Here is a 15854-nt window from a genome sequence, read left to right as displayed (position 1 = left end):
CTTCGGTCCGGATGCCCCGATGCAGGCCTATGTCTACAAATCCCTGCGCAAGGCCGAGACCTTCGTCTACCTGCGCGAGCGCGACGCTTTCGGCCTGCTGCCGGAGGTGCTGCGCGCCCAGCTCGGCGATCTGCGCTTCGTGCTCGATGTCGCGCTGACACCCGATCGCAAGCTGGCCCGCGAGGACGCTGCCGTGGTGCGTGCGAACCTCGCGGGGAAGGGCTTCCATGTGCAGTTCCCGCCGCCGCCCGTCGACCGGAGCGTGGATGACTGATCCTCGGTCGACGCTGCAGCGCAGCCTCGCCCTTCCCCTGCTGCTGCTTGGCGCCGGACTGGCCGCGCTGCCCGCGCTGTGGCCGGTCGGGGCGGCCGCCGTGGTCGGACCCTGGCTGGCGCAGCCGGCGTTCGCCCTCGGGATGGCCCTGCTGTCGCCCGCCCCGGAAGCCCCTCCCGCGCGGCTGTGGTGGCGCGACGCGATCACCCTCGCGGTGCTCTGGGGCGCCACGCTCGGCTTGCTGGGCCTTGGCTTCGCCTGGCCGTGGAGCAGCCTGCTCGAGACGGGCAGTCTTGCCGCGGCCTTGGGCCTCGGCGGGGTGGTCGGCCTCGCCTGGACCGTGCTCTGGCGGCAGTGGACCCTGTTCGCGCTGGCCGCGCGCCAGGGCGGTGGTTTGGCCGCGCTGGCCGGCGCCGTGCCGGGCACTTGGTCGATCCGGCGCGGCCTGCTCCTCGCGTTCGCCGTGCTGAGCGCCGCGATCGGCGCTTGGTTGATGGTCTGGCCTCCGCCCGGGCGGATGTCGAACGTCTGGCTGGCGGTGCCCTATGCGGTCCTCCTGCTGGCGGTCCATGCCGCCATCCAGCGGGCCGGGCAGGCGCCAACGGCCCCGCCCTCGCCGGCGGAGCCGGCCATGCCGACGCCGCTCGACGTCGCCGCCGCCGAGGAGCCCGCCCTCCTGCCGGCCGGCGACCTCTACGCCCATGCCCGCGCCGGTCGCATCGATGCCGTCGTCGCCGCGCTCGAGGCGGGCGCCGATCCCGACGCCCTGCCTGAGCCCGGCGCAGCCGACCAGCGCAGCCTTCCCATGCTCGCGGCCCTGCTGCCGGACTTGCGCCTCCTGCGCGAGTTGATCGTCCGTGGTGCCGACCTCAACCAGGAGCATGCCGGCCTCACGCCGCTGCTGGCGGCCACGCGTGACTCCTGGCATGGACGCATCGACGCGGTGACCATGCTGCTGGCCAACGGCGCCGATCCCCGCCGTGCCGACCGCGATGGCAACACGCCCCTGCACCATGCCGCGCGCAGCACCGATCCGGCGATCGCCGCGCAGCTGCTCGACGCGGGTGCGGACCTGCACGCCCTGAATGGCGAGGCGCAGCCGCCGCTGGCTCTCGCTCTGGCCTCGGGCAACTGGCGCGTCGCGCGTTTCCTCCTCGAGCGCGGTGCGCGGCCGGAATCCCCCGGTGCGCAGCCCGGGCTCTTGGCCGCGGCGGCGGGCGATGACGACGACCCGGCCGGCGTGCAGCTGTTGCTGAAGCACAAGGCCAAGGTCGATTCGCGCGATTCCCGTGGTCGCACCGCGCTGCTCGAAGCGCTGGCGGCAGGGCATGGTGCGATCGTCCGCGTGCTGCTCGATGCCGGTGCCTCGGTGGACCTCGCCGACGAGGAGGGGCGCACGGCGCTGCTCGAGGCCGCGCGCTCGCCCAATCCGGAGCTGCTGCCGCTCGTGCTCGCGCGCCAGCCGGACCCGGCCGCGCGCGATGCCGGCGGACGCAACGCGCTGGCCCTCGCCTGCGAAGCCGGCGTCGAACCGGAACGCCTGCGTGCCTTGCTGGCGCTCGGCATCGACCGTGACAGCCGTGATGCGGCGGGCCGGCGGCCGGTCGACCATGCGGTGGGTGCCGGGCGCTGGGCGCTCGTGGCCGTCCTCGATCCGGATTACCCCTTGCCGGCGGACATCGGCGAGACGGCGCCGGTGCCGGCGACGAAGCCGGCCCGCGAACGCCTCGTCGACGCGCTTCGCGACCGGGACTTCGAGGCCGCGGGGGCGGTGCTGCGGGCCGAGGACGCGCCGGCACGCGTGGTGTTGTCCATGCTCCTGCTCGAGTTCGCCGAGGCCACGGCCATCGATGTATTCGAATGGCTGCTGGAGCACGGCGCGCATGCCGATGATCGCGTCTCGGGCATGGACAGCGTCGGACTGCTGCTGCTCGATCGCGGCCTCGACGCCGAGCTCGGCCTGCGCGCCGTGCTGGCCGTCGGCCAGACCCCCCAGGGCGCCGGCGCGCTGGCCCGGTGGCTGGCGGCGAATCCGCGCGAGACCGCCCGCGCTTCCGCGATCGCACTGCAGCTGCTCGAGCGCGGCGCGGACCCGTTCGCTCCGGCACCGAATGGCGACACCGCCCTCGGACTGGCCGCGCAGATGCCTTGCCTGCCGGTTCTTGACGCCCTGCTCCTGCGTGGCATCGACCCCGCGCAGCGCGACGCCCGTGGCCAGACGCCCCTGCACCTCGCCGTGGCGCGCGGCCACGAGGCCGTGATCAAGCGCCTTGTCCGTCACGGTGCCCCCGCCGACGCGCGTGCCGCCGACGGGCAGACGCCCCACGGCGCCGCGCTGGCGCGCGGTCGTCGCGATCTCGCGGAATGGCTGGACTGGGGGCCCTGGAAGCTGCCTGGTCGCGCGCTGCAGCCCGGTGACCTCCCGGCCGCCGCCATGGCTGGCGACCTGGGCGCCGTGGTGCGCCTCGTGGCCTTGGGCCTGGCCGTCGACGGCGTCGATGCCCAGGGCTGCACCGCCCTGCTTCGGTCCGCGGGCGGCGGACACACCGCCTTGGTCGACCACCTGCTCGGGCTGCACGCCGACACCGGGATCGCCGCGCGGACGGGGGCCACCCCGCTGTCCGCGGCCATCAGCATGCGCCACGCCAACGTCGTCGACCGGTTGCTTGCCGCCGGGGCCGATCCCGAGCAGGCGATGCCGGGGGGCGTGACGCCGCTGATGCTGGCGTCGGCACTGGGTCTGCCCGACCTTGTGTCGCGCCTGCTGCGCGCCGGCGCCAGCGTGGCCGCGCGCGATGCGCAGGGCCTGACGCCGCTGCACTGCGCATCGCTCTTCGCATTCAATTCGCGCGAGCGCGCCCGGGTGCTGGCGCTCTTCGATGCCCTGCTGCTGGCCGATGCCGACGCTGAAGCCGCGAGCGCGTCCGAGCAGACGCCGATGTTGCTGCTGCTCGGCGCCCGTGCCGAGGCCGGCGCCAGCGTCGACGAGGACGTTCTCCTGGCCGCGCTCGACCGCCTGCTCAGCGAGGGGGTGTCGCTGGCCCACGTCGAGCACCGCGGGCTCACCGCGCTGCACCTCGCCGCGTTGCATGGGCTCGGTCGCGTCGTGGAGCGCCTGCTGCGCGAAGGCGCCAATCCCGCCGCCCGCGATCGCCTCGGTCGCACCCCGCACGACCTCGCGCTGATCCGCGGCTTCGTCGACATCGCGGCGCTGTTCCAGTCGGTGCGCCAGACGACGGCCGTCGCCGTGCCGCCGCGTGATGACGCCGAGGCGACGACCGTGCCGCCCCCGGCCAATCCGACGCCGTCGGGCGTTCTGCCGTCGCTGGCTCGGCTGCTCAAGCCCCGCGATCCCTAGAAAGCGACGAAGGCCCCGCACTGCGGGGCCTTCGCTGTCCAGCCGGTGGTTCGACGCGGCTCCCGCCGCGCCGCCTCAGCGCTTCATGAAATTGAAGAACTCGTCGTTCGACTTGGTGTTCTTCATCTTGTCGAGCAGGAACTCCATCGCGGCGAGTTCGTCCATCGGGTGCAGCAGCTTCCGGAGGATCCAGATCTTCTGCAGCATGTCCGGCTCGATCAGCAGCTCCTCGCGGCGCGTGCCGGAGCGGTTGATGTTGATGGCCGGGTAGACGCGCTTCTCGGTGATGCGGCGGTCGAGGTGCACTTCGCAGTTGCCCGTGCCCTTGAACTCCTCGTAGATCACCTCGTCCATCTTCGAGCCCGTCTCCACGAGCGCGGTGGCAATGATCGTCAGCGAGCCGCCTTCCTCGACCTTGCGCGCGGCGCCGAAGAAGCGCTTCGGGCGGTGCAGGGCGTTGGCGTCGACGCCGCCGGTGAGCACCTTGCCGGAGCTCGGCACCACGGTGTTGTAGGCGCGGGCGAGGCGGGTGATCGAGTCGAGCAGGATCACGACGTCGCGCTTGTGCTCGACGAGGCGCTTGGCGCGTTCGATCACCATCTCGGCGACCTGCACGTGGCGCGCGGCCGGCTCGTCGAAGGTCGACGACACCACTTCGCCGCGCACGGTGCGCTGCATTTCCGTCACTTCCTCCGGACGCTCGTCGACCAGCAGCACGATCAGGTGCACGTCCGGGTGGTTGGTCGTGATGGCCGTGGCGATCTGCTGCATCATCATCGTCTTGCCGGCTTTCGGCGGCGAGACGATCAGGGCGCGCTGGCCCTTGCCGATCGGCGCCATCAGGTCGAGCACGCGGCCGGTGATGTCCTCCGAGCTGCCGTTGCCGCGCTCGAGCTTGAAGCGCTCGCGCGGGAACAGCGGCGTCAGGTTCTCGAACAGCACCTTGCCCTTGCTGGCTTCCAGCGGCTCGCCGTTGATGGTGTCCAGCTGGTTCAGCGCGACGTAGCGCTCGCCATCCTTCGGGTTGCGGATGCGGCCGGCGATGTAGTCGCCGGTGCGCAGGTTGAAGCGGCGGATCTGGCTGGGCGAGATGTAGACGTCGTCGGGGCCGGCGAGGTAGCTCGCCTCCGCGCCGCGCAGGAAGCCGTAGCCGTCCGGCAGGATCTCGAGCACGCCGTCGGCGGCGACGCCGTTCGGGTGGCGCGAGAGCACCTTCAGCAACTGGAAGATGACGTCCTGCTTGCGCATGCGGGCGACGCCCTCGTGCAGGTTCAGGCGCTCGGCGAGGTCGAGCAGCTTGAACGCGGGCATCCGCTTCATTTCGGTCAGCGAGGGCACCACGAAGCCTTCCGGGAACTGGAAGGACGGGCGGGGCTGCCAGTCGTTGCCGCCCTGGCCCTGGCCGCCGCCCTGCGGGCCGGGTTGGCCCTGCGGCGGCCCGCCGTCGTCACCCTCGACGTCGTTCTGGAAGCCGCCGCCGCCGCCGTTGCGGCGCTGCTCGCGCTGGCGCTCGCGGCGCTCCTTCATGCGCTGCTTGAAGCGTTCGCGGCGCGACAGGCGCGGTTCGCCATTGGGGCCCGTCTGGCCACCGGCGTTCTGGCCGCCGGGGCCGTCATTGCCGCCGTCCTGGCCGTCGTCACCGTCGCCGTCATCGCCGTCCGGGCCGTCGTCGTCCTCGTTCATCGCATCGGCGATGACGTCGCGGACGGCGGCGCTGGTGGTGCTGGCGGCGCTGGCGGTGGCCGGAAGGGTGGCTTGGGCTTCGGGCGTGGCGGCAGGCGTCGCCGAGACCGCGTCGGACGCGGCGTCGGGGCTCTCGGCCGGGGTTTCGGCAGCGGTCTTGCTGCGGGTGCGGCGCGGCTTTTTTTCCGCGGCTTCGGCAGGCGCGTCGGCGCCTTCGATCTCGTTTTCGGACACGGGGAGTTCTCGCGATGGCGAGTGGGAGACGCTCAGGGGATGAGCTGGAAGGGGTGTGCGGGTGGCGTCGCCAGAATGCGCTTCGAGTGCGCCGCGACCGCAGAAGTCGCCCGGACACTACACCCGGCCGAGGCCGCCCGGCAAGTCTCGGGCGGCCTCCGGTTCAGCAGGGAGCCTCAGAGGCTCTTGTCGATGAAAGCGGTGAGCTGCGGCTTGCCGGCCAGGCCGACGTGGGTGCCGGCGACCTTGCCGCCCTTGAACATCATCAGGGTCGGGATGCCGCGGACCGCGTACTGGCGCGGGGTCTGCGGGTTGTCATCGATGTTGATCTTCACCACCTTGACCTTGCCGTCGTAGGCCTTGGCCACGTCGTCGAGCAGGGGCGCGATGGCCTTGCAGGGGCCGCACCACTCGGCCCAGAAATCGACCAGCACGGGCACGTCGCTGCCGAGCACCGCGGTGGGGAAATCGGCGTCGCCGACGTGGGAGATCTTGTCGCTCATGGGAGGTCCTCGATGGGCTGCCGCGGGCGCCGCGGCCATGACTGGTACACTTGGGGGCCCTCGGAGCGGTTGACAACCCCGAGGTGCCGGCCCTAAGCGGCCGCAGTGTGCGACCGCGCGTGAAGCGGGCGCAAGACCGAACCGAACCGGTTCACCCCGCAGGCGCGCCGCGCCGCAGGCCACGTGCTCCACGCAAGGATCCCATGAGCGACAAACCGCTGACCGACGTCACCCTGTCCAGTTTCGACCTTCACCCGGCGCTGATGGCCGGTCTCGAAAGCGCCGGGTTTTCCCGCTGCACCCCCATCCAGGCCATGACCTTCCCGGTCACCCTCGCCGGTCGCGACGTCGCCGGACAGGCCCAGACCGGCACCGGCAAGACGCTCGCCTTCCTCGTGAGCATGGTGAACCGCCTGCTCACCCGCCCGGCCCTGGCCAACCGCAAGGACAGCGACCCGCGCGCGCTGATCCTCGCCCCGACCCGCGAACTGGCCATCCAGATCCACAAGGACGCGCTGAAGTTCGGCAGCCAGCTCGGCCTGCGCTACACGCTGGTCTACGGCGGCGTCGACTATGACAAGCAACGCGAGCTGCTGCAGGCCGGCACCGACGTGATCATCGCCACGCCCGGCCGCCTCATCGACTACGTGAAGCAGCATGTCGTCAGCCTGCACGCCTGCGAGGTCTGCATCCTCGACGAGGCCGACCGCATGTTCGACCTCGGCTTCATCAAGGACCTTCGCTTCCTGCTGCGCCGCCTGCCGCCGCGCGAGGAGCGCCAGACGCTGATGTTCTCGGCCACCCTGAGCCACCGCGTGCTCGAGCTGGCCTACGAGCACATGAACGAGCCGGAGAAGCTGGTCGTCGAGGCCGAGACGGTCACCGCGGCCCGCGTGCGCCAGAAGATCTACTTCCCGGCCAACGAGGAGAAGATCCCGCTGCTGCTGGGCCTGCTTTCGCGCAGCCCGGGCAACCGCACGATGGTGTTCGTGAACACCAAGGCGATGGTCGAGCGCGTCGGCCGCGCGCTGGAGCGCGGCGGCTACCTCGTCGGCGTGCTCAGCGGCGACGTGCCGCAGAAGAAGCGCCAGAGCCTGCTGGCCAAGTTCCAGCGCCGCGAGCTCGAGATCCTCGTCGCCACCGACGTGGCCGCCCGCGGCCTGCACATCGACGGCGTCAGCCACGTCTACAACTTCGACCTGCCCTTCGAGGCCGAGGACTACGTGCACCGCATCGGCCGCACCGCGCGCCTCGGCGCCGAGGGCGACGCGATCACCTTCGCCTGCGAGTTGTACGCGCAGCACCTGCCGGCGGTCGAGGCCTACATCGAGCAGAAGATCCCGGTCGAAGCCGTCACCACCGACCTGCTGACCGCCCTGCCGCGCCCGGAGCGCGAAGCCCTGCCGGAAGGCGCCGAGCCGGTCGAGCGCGTCAGCGACATCTTCCGCGAGGCCCGCGCCGAGATGGCCGAGAAGGACGCCAAGCACGGCCGCGGTGGCCGTGGTGGTGGTGGCGGTGGCCGCAGCGGCGGTTCACGTCGCGAAGGTCGCGATGACGGCCGTGGCGACCGCGGCCCGCGTCCGCCGCGCGCCGAGGGGGAGCGCGGTCCACGCCCCTCGCGTCCGGATGGCGAGCGGGGCCCGCGCCCGGAGCGCGCGCCGCGGCCCGAAAGCGGGGCCGCTCCGCTGCAGGCCACGGAGATCCCGAACGCCGCCGAGAGCCCGGCCGAGGCCGAGCGTCGCCGCCGTCGTCGCCGTCGCAAGCCGCGCGGCGAGCGTGGCGAGGGCGCCAGTGCGCCCGCGGCGACCGGCGCCGCGCCGAGTGGCCCGGTCGGCGTGTCGAAGGAGAGCTTCTTCGCCCGCATGGCGGCCCGCGTGAAGGGCTGGTTCGGCGGCTGACGATGCCCCTGCTGCGCTTCGACGCGGTCCACAAGCAGTACCCGGGCGGCCGTGCCGCCCTGCAGGACGTGAGCTTCGGCGTCGACGCCGGCGAGGTGCTGTTCGTCACCGGCCACAGCGGGGCCGGCAAGAGCACCCTGCTGAGATTGCTGCACCTCGCCGAGCGGCCCGACCGCGGCGCGGTGCTTCTGGAGGACCGCAACCTCGCGGCCGTGCGCGGGCGCGACATCGCCCGCTACCGGCGCCGCGTCGGCGTGGTCTTCCAGGACCACCGGCTGCTGCCGCACTGGAACATCGCCGACAACGTGGCCTTGCCGCTGCGCATCGCGGGTGCGCCGGAAGCCGACGTGCTGCCGCGGGTGCGCGAGGTGCTGGGACGCGTGGGCCTTGGCGACCGACTCGCGGCGCTGCCGACGCAGCTTTCCACCGGTGAGCAGCAGCGCGTGGGCATCGCCCGCGCGATCGTCGGCTCGCCCGTGCTGCTGGTGGCCGACGAGCCCACCGGCAACCTCGACCCGCAGCTGGCCGCCGAGATCATGGGCCTGTTCCTCGAACTCCCGGAGCGCGGCACGACCGTGCTGGTCGCCAGCCACGACCTCGCGCTGATCAAGCGCACGCGCCAGCGCACGCTGGTGCTGCACGAGGGGCGGCTGGTGGACGACATCGCCGCGCAGGACCTCGCCGCATGAGCGCGAACCGCAGCGCGGCGCGGCGCGAGGTTTATGGCGGCCCGGGCGTCGGTGCGTGGGGCCGCAGCCACCGTCGTGCCTTCGCCGATGCCCTCGCGAGGTTGCGCGCGGCCAAGCTCGCCACCGCAGCGACCCTGGCGGTGTTCACCTTGGCCCTGCTCCTGCCCCTCCTGCTCGGCCTGTTCCTCGCCAATGCCCTGCGCTTCGCCGGCACGCTCGATGCCGCCCGTGAGATCAGCGTCTTCCTCGACGCGGATGCCGACGCCGCCGAGGCGCGCCGCCTCGCCGACGCTTGGGGCGCCCGACCGGATGTCGCTGCCGTGGTGCTGCGCTCGCCGGAGGACGGGCTCGCCGAGTTCCGGCAGATGAGCGACCTCGCCGGCGCCCTCGACCTGCTCGAAGGCAATCCCTTGCCCTGGGTACTGGTGGTTTCGCCGCGGGACGGCGTTGCCGCCGATCCGTCGGTACTGGTCAGCGCCCTGCAGGCCGAGCCTGGCGTGGACAGCGTGCAGTACGACGCCGCCTGGCGCGCGCGACTCGACGCCTGGCTGGCGCTGGGCCGCCGTGCGGTGGCGCTGCTGGCCCTGCTGCTCGCCGCCGGCGCGGTGCTGGTGGTCGGCAACACCGTGCGCCTCGACCTGGCGACGCGCCGCGACGAGATCGCGCTGCTGCAGCAGCTCGGTGCCGACGAGGCCGACATCCGCCGCCCGCTGCTGCATGTCGGCGCGCTGCTGGGCGCGCTGGCCGGCGTGCTGGCGCTGGCCGGTGTGCTGGCCATCGGTGCCCTGCTGCGCGCGCCGATGGCCGACCTGATGGCGACCTATGCCGGCGGATTCGCGCTTGCAGGCCCCGGCATCGCCGAATCGGCTGTCGTTCTTGCGACCGCCGCCTCGCTGGGCTGGCTTGGCGCGCGGGTGGCGGCGGGCCATTATCTGCGCACTTCGCTCCCGGCCGGCTCATGAGCACACCCGCGTTCCGCACCTTCGACAGCACGTCGCCGCGCATCCTCGTGGTCGATGGCTCGAAGGTGGTGCGCAAGATGATCGAAGGCGTGCTGCGCCAGCAGCTGCCGCAGGCCGAGATCATCCTCTGCGAGAACGGCGACGAGGCGAAGGTGGCCCTGCAGCAGGGCGCCATCAACCTCGTCACCACCGCGCTGCGGCTTCCCGACATCGACGGCCTCGAGCTCGCGCGCTACCTCCGCGAGCACACGCCGCAGGCCTACATCCCGATCATCGTCGTCTCCGGCGACGTGCAGGACCGCCTCGAGACGCGCTCCATCACCGACGACGTCACCGACTACTTCGACAAGTCGCTGGGCTTCACCGCGCTGGCCGCTTTCATCAAGGGCTACGTCGCGCCGGAAGGCGCGCCCGGCGGCGAAGTGCTCTACGTCGAGGACAGCAAGGTCGTCGCCGTCGCCACCCGCCGCATGCTCGAAAAGCACGGCCTGAAGGTGATGCACTGCAGCGGCGTCGAGGACGCCATCGCCTGGCTCGAGTCGGCGCTCACGCAGGGCCGGGTGCCCGGCTGCGACATCGTACTGACCGATGTCTACCTCAAGGGCGAGCTCACCGGGAAGGACCTGGTGAAATCGATCCGCAACGACTTCGGTTACCCGAAGGGTCAGCTGCCGGTGCTGGTGATGACCGGTGACGCCAACCCCGCCAACCAGACGGAACTGCTGCGCGCCGGTGCCAACGACCTCGTCCTGAAGCCGATCGAGGAACGTCTGCTGATCACCAAGCTGCTGTTCCAGCTCCGCGTCGGACGGCTGTTGCGCGAGCGCCACGGCCACTAGCGGTGGCGGATCGCCCGCCGCGTCGGCTTGCGCTTCCCTGTTCCGTTTCCCCCACCACCGAGCCCCCCGCATGCCCCTTCGTCTGTTCGCCCCCATCGCCCTCGCCCTGTCGCTCGCCGCGTGTGGCGGCCCCAATGCCGACGGCACGGAGGATGTCGGCGTGTTCGACCTCGCGGTCGGCGACTGCCTGATCGACGACACGGAGGGCGAGGTCGCGGAGACGGTGGCGATCGGCTGCGACAAGCCGCACCTGTCCGAGGTCTACCACCTGTTCGACCTGCCCGATGGCGCCTTCCCGGAACGCAGTGCGATGGACAAGGCCATCGAGGCGGGCTGCCTTGGTGCCTTCGAGGCCTACGTCGGCCTCGACTACGACCGCTCCGAGTACGTGTTCACCACGCTGGAGCCGACCCCGGACAGCTGGGCGGGCGGCGACCAGGAAGTGGTCTGCATGCTGGCCACCCAGGACGGCAGCACGATCACCGGCAGCCTGCGCAACGCCAAGCGCTGACCCGGTCACGATGGCGGCGGCCCTGCATCCGAGTTGGGCGGCGCGCGTCGGGGCGTATCTCGAGCGCCCCGACATGCAGGCCTTGGCCGCGTTCCTGCGCGCGGAGAAGGCCGCCGGCAAGCGGGTGCACCCGCCGGGCCGGCAGATGTTCGCCGCCCTCGATGCCGTCCCCTTCGAGGCCGTCCGCGTCGTCATCCTCGGCCAGGACCCGTACCACGGGCCCGGCCAGGCGCACGGCCTGAGCTTCTCGGTGCCGCCGGGCATCGCCATCCCGCCGTCCTTGCTGAACATCTTCAAGGAGATCGAGCGCGATCTCGGGCTGCCGATGCCGCGCCACGGCTGCCTGCAGCATTGGGCGACGCAGGGCGTATTGCTGTTGAACGCGGTGCTCAGCGTCGAGGAAGGCCGCGCCGGCAGCCATGCCGGCAAGGGCTGGGAGGGTTTCACCGACCACGTCATCAGCACGTTGTCCGCCGAGCGCCAGGGGCTCGTCTTCCTGCTGTGGGGCAGCTACGCCCAGAAGAAGGGCGAGCTGATCGACCGGCAACGGCACTGCGTGCTGAAGGCCCCCCATCCGTCGCCGCTGTCCGCCCATCGCGGCTTCCTCGGCTGCGGGCATTTCGGCAAGGCCAACCGTTGGCTGCAGGGCTTGGGCGAGGCCCCGATCGACTGGTCGCTGCCGGCGGCATGAGGCGTGGGTGCGGCGCCGTCCGTCGCATTGCTGAATGAGACTTGCGGGCGGTGTTCTCCTGCCGGAACACAGCGGAACTTCCGGCACGCTTAGCACTCGTGCCGTGCGAGTGCTAAATTGCCCCCATACCCCCCGAGGGACCCCGGAATGACCACCGCTTTGACCTCCGCCAACTACCCCATCCCCAGCGCGCTCGGCTCGCTGGAGGCCTATGTGGCGGCCGTGCACCAGATCCCCGTGCTCAGCGTCGAGGACGAGCAGGCCTTGGCCCGCCGCCTCCGCGACGAGGGTGATCTGGAGGCCGCCAAGGCCCTCGTCGTCTCGCACCTCCGCTTCGTCGTCCACGTCGCCCGCGGCTACCAGGGCTACGGCCTCGGCGTCGGCGACCTCGTGCAGGAGGGCAACATCGGCCTGATGAAGGCCGTGAAGCGCTTCGACCCCGACCAGGGCGTGCGCCTCGTCAGCTTCGCCGTGCACTGGATCCGTGCCGAGATCCACGAGTTCATCCTCAAGAACTGGCGCATCGTGAAGGTCGCCACCACCAAGGCGCAGCGCAAGCTGTTCTTCAACCTGCGCAAGAGCAAGACGCGCCTCGGCTGGATGAACGACGCCGAGGTCACCGCGGTGGCCAAGGACCTCAACGTCTCGAAGCGCGAGGTGCTGGAGATGGAAGCGCGCCTGTCGGGCCGCGACATCGGCTTCGACGCGCCCGCGGGCGAGGACGACGACCACGCGCCGCCGGCGCCGATCGCCTACCTCGAGCAGGTGGACGCCGATCCGGCCGCGCTGTTCGAGCGCGAGAACCACGAAGAGAAGCAGCTCGACGCGCTGGGCGAGGGCCTCGACAGCCTCGACGCCCGCTCGCGCGCCATCCTGCAGCGCCGTTTCCTCGCCGAAGAGAAGGCCACGCTGCAGGACCTCGCCGCCGAGTACGGCGTTTCGGCCGAACGCGTGCGGCAGATCGAAGCCAATGCGCTGAAGAAGCTGCGGGGCCTCCTGCTTGCCTGAGCCCGCCGCGCCTGGCGGGTCGCGAGGGGATAGGACGGACGGCGCCTTCGGGCGCCGTCGTCGTTTGGGCTGCTAGCATCGACGGGACTTTCCCACCCCCAAGGATCAACCCGATGAACACGCCCTTCCCGCCGCCGCCCGCGAACGACACGCCGAAGCGCAAGCTTTGGCCCTGGTTCCTCGGTGGGTGCCTCGTCCTCGTGCTCTTGGCCGTGGCCGCCGTCGTCGGCTTGGGCTACTTCGGCATGAAAGCCATGGGGACGGCCACCAAGGACATGGTCGCCTCCGTGCCGGCGGTGCAGGAACATTTCGGCACGATCACCGACGCCGGCATGGACATGGGCGCCATCATGGAAGCGGGCCAGACCGGCAAGAGCGTCCTCGCCTTCACCATCACCGGCGACAAGGGCGAAGGCCGCCTTGTCATCGAGATGGACCAGGCCACGCAGCAGTTCAAGTCGGCGACGCTGACGCTGCCGAATGGTGAGGCGATGGCACTCGACGCGGCGACGCTGCAACAGTTGCAGCAGTTGCAGGGCATGTCGCAGTAAGCGGTCGCACGTTCGTTCCGAGCACCGGCGACCGGCCTTGGGCCGGTCGTCGCGTTTCCGGCCCCCCCGCGGGGCGTCAGTAGAGGTCGACGGGATCGACGTCGATCGACCAGCGCACGCGCCGGGCCTCCGGCAGGGCGTACCAGCCGGGGGCCGCCGCGCCCAGGGCCGCCTGCAAGACGCGACGCTCGCTGCTGCGCAGCAGCAGTTGGAAGCGCGCGCGCCCGGCGCGTCGTGGCATCGGCGCCGGCACCGGGCCGGCCCAGTCGAGGCCCGGCACCTGCTGGCCGTCGCCGGCCGCCTCGAACAGATGCCCTCGGACGGCGGTGAGGAAGGCTTCCGCGTCGTTGGCGTCGTTCGCCTCGGCGCGCAGCAGCGCCCAGTGCGCGAAGGGCGGCAGGGCGGCCGCCTCGCGTTCCGCGAGCAGGGCGGCCGACAGCGCCGCGTAGCCGCCGGAAAGCAGCAGTGCGAGCCATGGATGCTCGGGATGGTGGGTCTGCAGGATCACCTCGCCGGGCCGCTCACTGCGCCCGGCGCGTCCCGCCACTTGCACCAGCAACTGGCCGAGCCGTTCGCCAGCGCGGAAATCGGCGGAAAACAGCCCTTCGTCCATCGAGACCACGGCGGAGAGCGTGAGCTTCGGCAGGTCGTGGCCCTTCGCCAGCATCTGCGTGCCGACGAAGATGCCGGGGCCGTCGCCGAGTTCCGCCAGCCGCTTCGCGAGGCCGTCCTTGACCGCCGTGGTGTCGCGGTCGACGCGGACGATGCGCGCCCCGGGGAACCGCGCGGCCAGCGCCTCCTCGACGCGTTCGGTGCCCTGGCCCTGCGGTTGGAGGGCGAGGCTGCCGCAGTCGGGGCAGGCGTCCGGCTTTGGCGCCCTGTAACCGCAGTGGTGGCAGATGAGGCGGCGTCCGACGCCGTGCACCGTGAGTGGCGCGTCGCAGCGTCTGCATGGCGCGCTCCAGCCGCAGTCGTGGCAGAGCAGTACCGGGGCGTAGCCGCGGCGGTTGCGGAACACCAGCGCCTGCTCGCCACGCTGCAGGGTCTTTTCGAGGGCCTCGAGCAGCTCCGGCGCGAGACCGGCCTCGAGCTTGCGCTTCCGCACGTCGAGCACGCGCACCGACGGCGCCCGTGCTCCGGCCCGCGCCCGCGCCGGAAGCACCAGCCGCGCCAGGCGCCGCGACAGGGCCTGTCGCTGTGTTTCGAGCGCGGGCGTGGCGCTGCCCAGCACCACGGGCACGCCGCAGGCCTGGCCGCGCCACAGCGCGAGGTCGCGGGCGTGGTAACGGATGCCGTCCTGCTGCTTGTAGCTGGCGTCGTGCTCCTCGTCGACGAGGATCAGCCCGGCTTCGGGCAGCGGGCAGAACACGGCCGAGCGGGTGCCGACCAGCACGCGACCCTCGCCGCTGCGCATCGCCGCCCAGGCGCGGGTGCGGGCGCCGTCGGCGAGGCCGGAGTGCAGGGCATGCACCTCGACCGGCAGGCCGCGCTGCAGGCGGGTGATGGTCTGGGCCGTCAGCCCGATTTCCGGCACCAGCAGCAGCGCCTGCTTTCCTTGGGCGAGCGCGTGGCGGATCGCCTCGAGGTAGACCTCGGTCTTGCCCGAGCCGGTGACACCGTCGAGCAGGAAAGGCGTGAACCCCCGCGCCGTCGTGATCGCGGCGACGGCCGCGGCCTGAGCGTCGTTCAGCGCGACTCCCGTCCCCGCCGCGCGGACGTTGGCCGGCATCGGCACGCGCTCGGCCAAGCCGCGCTCGGCGAGGCGGCGGGCGGCATCGCGCCAACCCGGATGTTCGAGGTCGAGCCGCGCTTCGGGCCAAGGGGCTTCGCTTCCCGCCACCCAGGCTTCGGCCAGCGCTCGGGGACGCCCGGCGCGCAGGGTTCCGAGGCCGGCGCGGCCCGCTGGCGTCAGGCGCCAGCCAAAGGCGCGGTGGTCGACGACCGGTTCGCCGTCGCGCAGTGGGCCGGGCAGCGCGGTCGCCCATACTTCGCCCAACGGCGCGTGGTAGTAGCGGCTGGCGAAGGCCAGCGTCGCCCATAGCTCGGCGTCCAGCAGGGGCTCGTGGTCGAGGCGCTCGATGATCGGTTTGAGTGCCCCCTCGGCGGTCGCGCTCGGGCCGACGCTCACCACGACGCCCACCGCATGGCTCCGGCCGAAGGGCACTCGCACCCGGCACCCCACCCAGCCAGCGTCCGCCGCCTCGGCGTCCGGCGGGCGGTAGTCAAAGGGGGCGGGCAGGGGCCTCGGCAGGGCCACCCGCAAGGCGGTAAGCGGCATGGCCGCAGTGTAGCGGCGGCACCCCGGCGTCGAGGATGCGCCTTCGCTGGGCTGCGGAAACGTCTGCCCGAGCGGGCCAACTTGCGGCGTACTGCTGCCTTGGCAATGAGGTAGGTGTGACAAGTCGCTGATTTCAATCAGGTCTGCGCCTTATCCACACGTCCTGTGGATAAGTCTGTGGAGCGGCTTGGGGTGGGGGCTGCGCAGGCCCGCTGTTTCGCGGCTTCTTCGCGTCCTGATGATTTTTTAGTCAAACTGAAATAAGTCATAAAAATCATGGACTTGTCGTGATAAACCCGGGCTGGCCCGGCCCTCGCTGCGGCCGGAGCGCGTGGCCGTCCGCCATGGCGCCGGGGTGTGCACAACTGCGGGCCG

12 protein-coding genes and 1 pseudogene are annotated in these 15854 nt (G+C 71.8%); 10 read left to right on the top strand and 3 right to left on the bottom strand.

The window, feature by feature from the left end; genetic code table 11:
* The first annotated feature begins 19 nt into the window (after positions 1–19).
* Both ACYVAK_RS04095 and ACYVAK_RS04090 read left to right on the top strand, forming a co-directional pair.
* Positions 20–274 carry a YcgL domain-containing protein gene (locus ACYVAK_RS04095; protein ID WP_461058232.1) on the top strand — a complete coding sequence of 85 codons (255 nt, stop codon included), beginning with the start codon at positions 20–22 and terminating at the stop codon, positions 272–274.
* Positions 267–3494, top strand: a pseudogene (locus tag ACYVAK_RS04090) (ankyrin repeat domain-containing protein); the annotation flags it as partial. The gene ACYVAK_RS04095 and the pseudogene ACYVAK_RS04090, both read left to right, overlap by 8 nt.
* A 213-nt stretch (positions 3495–3707) precedes the next feature.
* On the opposite strand, the gene rho reads toward ACYVAK_RS04090, so the two are convergent.
* Positions 3708–5549 carry a transcription termination factor Rho gene (rho, locus tag ACYVAK_RS04085; RefSeq protein ID WP_461058230.1) on the bottom strand — a complete coding sequence of 614 codons (1842 nt, stop codon included), beginning with the start codon at positions 5547–5549 and terminating at the stop codon, positions 3708–3710.
* 176 nt (positions 5550–5725) lie between these two features.
* A complete protein-coding gene (trxA, locus tag ACYVAK_RS04080; protein WP_461058228.1) occupies positions 5726–6052 on the bottom strand; it encodes a thioredoxin TrxA in 327 nt (108 codons plus the stop codon).
* A gap of 203 nt (positions 6053–6255) precedes the next feature.
* On the opposite strand from trxA, the gene rhlB reads away from it, so the two are divergent.
* The 8 genes from rhlB (at position 6256) to ACYVAK_RS04040 (ending at position 13201) form a co-directional block, all read left to right on the top strand.
* Complete coding sequence (gene rhlB, locus ACYVAK_RS04075; RefSeq protein WP_461058226.1) at positions 6256–7950, top strand: ATP-dependent RNA helicase RhlB; 1695 nt, start codon at positions 6256–6258, stop codon at positions 7948–7950.
* 2 nt (positions 7951–7952) lie between these two features.
* Positions 7953–8639, top strand: a complete 687-nt coding sequence (gene ftsE / locus ACYVAK_RS04070) for a cell division ATP-binding protein FtsE (RefSeq protein WP_461058224.1) — start codon at positions 7953–7955, stop codon at positions 8637–8639.
* Positions 8636–9601, top strand: coding sequence for a cell division protein FtsX (locus tag ACYVAK_RS04065; protein ID WP_461058222.1), 966 nt, complete (start codon positions 8636–8638; stop codon positions 9599–9601). Before ftsE ends, ACYVAK_RS04065 begins: the two co-directional genes overlap by 4 nt.
* Positions 9598–10440 carry a response regulator gene (locus tag ACYVAK_RS04060; protein WP_461058220.1) on the top strand — a complete coding sequence of 281 codons (843 nt, stop codon included), beginning with the start codon at positions 9598–9600 and terminating at the stop codon, positions 10438–10440. Before ACYVAK_RS04065 ends, ACYVAK_RS04060 begins: the two co-directional genes overlap by 4 nt.
* Before the next feature lie 70 nt (positions 10441–10510).
* Positions 10511–10951: a septum formation family protein gene (locus tag ACYVAK_RS04055; protein ID WP_461058218.1), complete on the top strand. Its 441-nt coding sequence runs from the start codon at positions 10511–10513 to the stop codon at positions 10949–10951.
* A gap of 10 nt (positions 10952–10961) precedes the next feature.
* Positions 10962–11642, top strand: a complete 681-nt coding sequence (gene ung / locus ACYVAK_RS04050) for a uracil-DNA glycosylase (protein ID WP_461058216.1) — start codon at positions 10962–10964, stop codon at positions 11640–11642.
* 147 nt (positions 11643–11789) lie between these two features.
* A complete protein-coding gene (gene rpoH, locus ACYVAK_RS04045; RefSeq protein WP_461058214.1) occupies positions 11790–12650 on the top strand; it encodes an RNA polymerase sigma factor RpoH in 861 nt (286 codons plus the stop codon).
* A 113-nt stretch (positions 12651–12763) separates the two neighbouring features.
* The gene (locus tag ACYVAK_RS04040; RefSeq protein ID WP_461058212.1) at positions 12764–13201 is read left to right on the top strand and encodes a hypothetical protein; all 438 of its coding nucleotides are present in this window, start codon (positions 12764–12766) and stop codon (positions 13199–13201) included.
* 76 nt (positions 13202–13277) lie between these two features.
* On the opposite strand, the gene ACYVAK_RS04035 is transcribed toward ACYVAK_RS04040, so the two are convergent.
* A complete protein-coding gene (locus ACYVAK_RS04035) occupies positions 13278–15479 on the bottom strand; it encodes a primosomal protein N' (RefSeq protein WP_461058210.1) in 2202 nt (733 codons plus the stop codon).
* Positions 15480–15854: the final 375 nt, after the last annotated feature.

The sequence above is a fragment of the Silanimonas algicola genome, assembly GCF_054777375.1.
Note: the sequence above shows the minus strand (reverse complement) of the source record. Positions and strands in the feature narration are given on the sequence as shown.

Coding starts and splice junctions, on each gene's coding strand:
- ACYVAK_RS04095 (WP_461058232.1), top strand. CDS start 20: ATGCAGGCCTATGTCTACAAATCCCTGCGCAAGGCCGAGACCTTCGTC.
- trxA (WP_461058228.1), bottom strand. CDS start 6,052: ATGAGCGACAAGATCTCCCACGTCGGCGACGCCGATTTCCCCACCGCG.
- rhlB (WP_461058226.1), top strand. CDS start 6,256: ATGAGCGACAAACCGCTGACCGACGTCACCCTGTCCAGTTTCGACCTT.
- ftsE (WP_461058224.1), top strand. CDS start 7,953: ATGCCCCTGCTGCGCTTCGACGCGGTCCACAAGCAGTACCCGGGCGGC.
- ACYVAK_RS04065 (WP_461058222.1), top strand. CDS start 8,636: ATGAGCGCGAACCGCAGCGCGGCGCGGCGCGAGGTTTATGGCGGCCCG.
- ACYVAK_RS04060 (WP_461058220.1), top strand. CDS start 9,598: ATGAGCACACCCGCGTTCCGCACCTTCGACAGCACGTCGCCGCGCATC.
- ACYVAK_RS04055 (WP_461058218.1), top strand. CDS start 10,511: ATGCCCCTTCGTCTGTTCGCCCCCATCGCCCTCGCCCTGTCGCTCGCC.
- ung (WP_461058216.1), top strand. CDS start 10,962: ATGGCGGCGGCCCTGCATCCGAGTTGGGCGGCGCGCGTCGGGGCGTAT.
- rpoH (WP_461058214.1), top strand. CDS start 11,790: ATGACCACCGCTTTGACCTCCGCCAACTACCCCATCCCCAGCGCGCTC.
- ACYVAK_RS04040 (WP_461058212.1), top strand. CDS start 12,764: ATGAACACGCCCTTCCCGCCGCCGCCCGCGAACGACACGCCGAAGCGC.
- ACYVAK_RS04035 (WP_461058210.1), bottom strand. CDS start 15,479: ATGCCGCTTACCGCCTTGCGGGTGGCCCTGCCGAGGCCCCTGCCCGCC.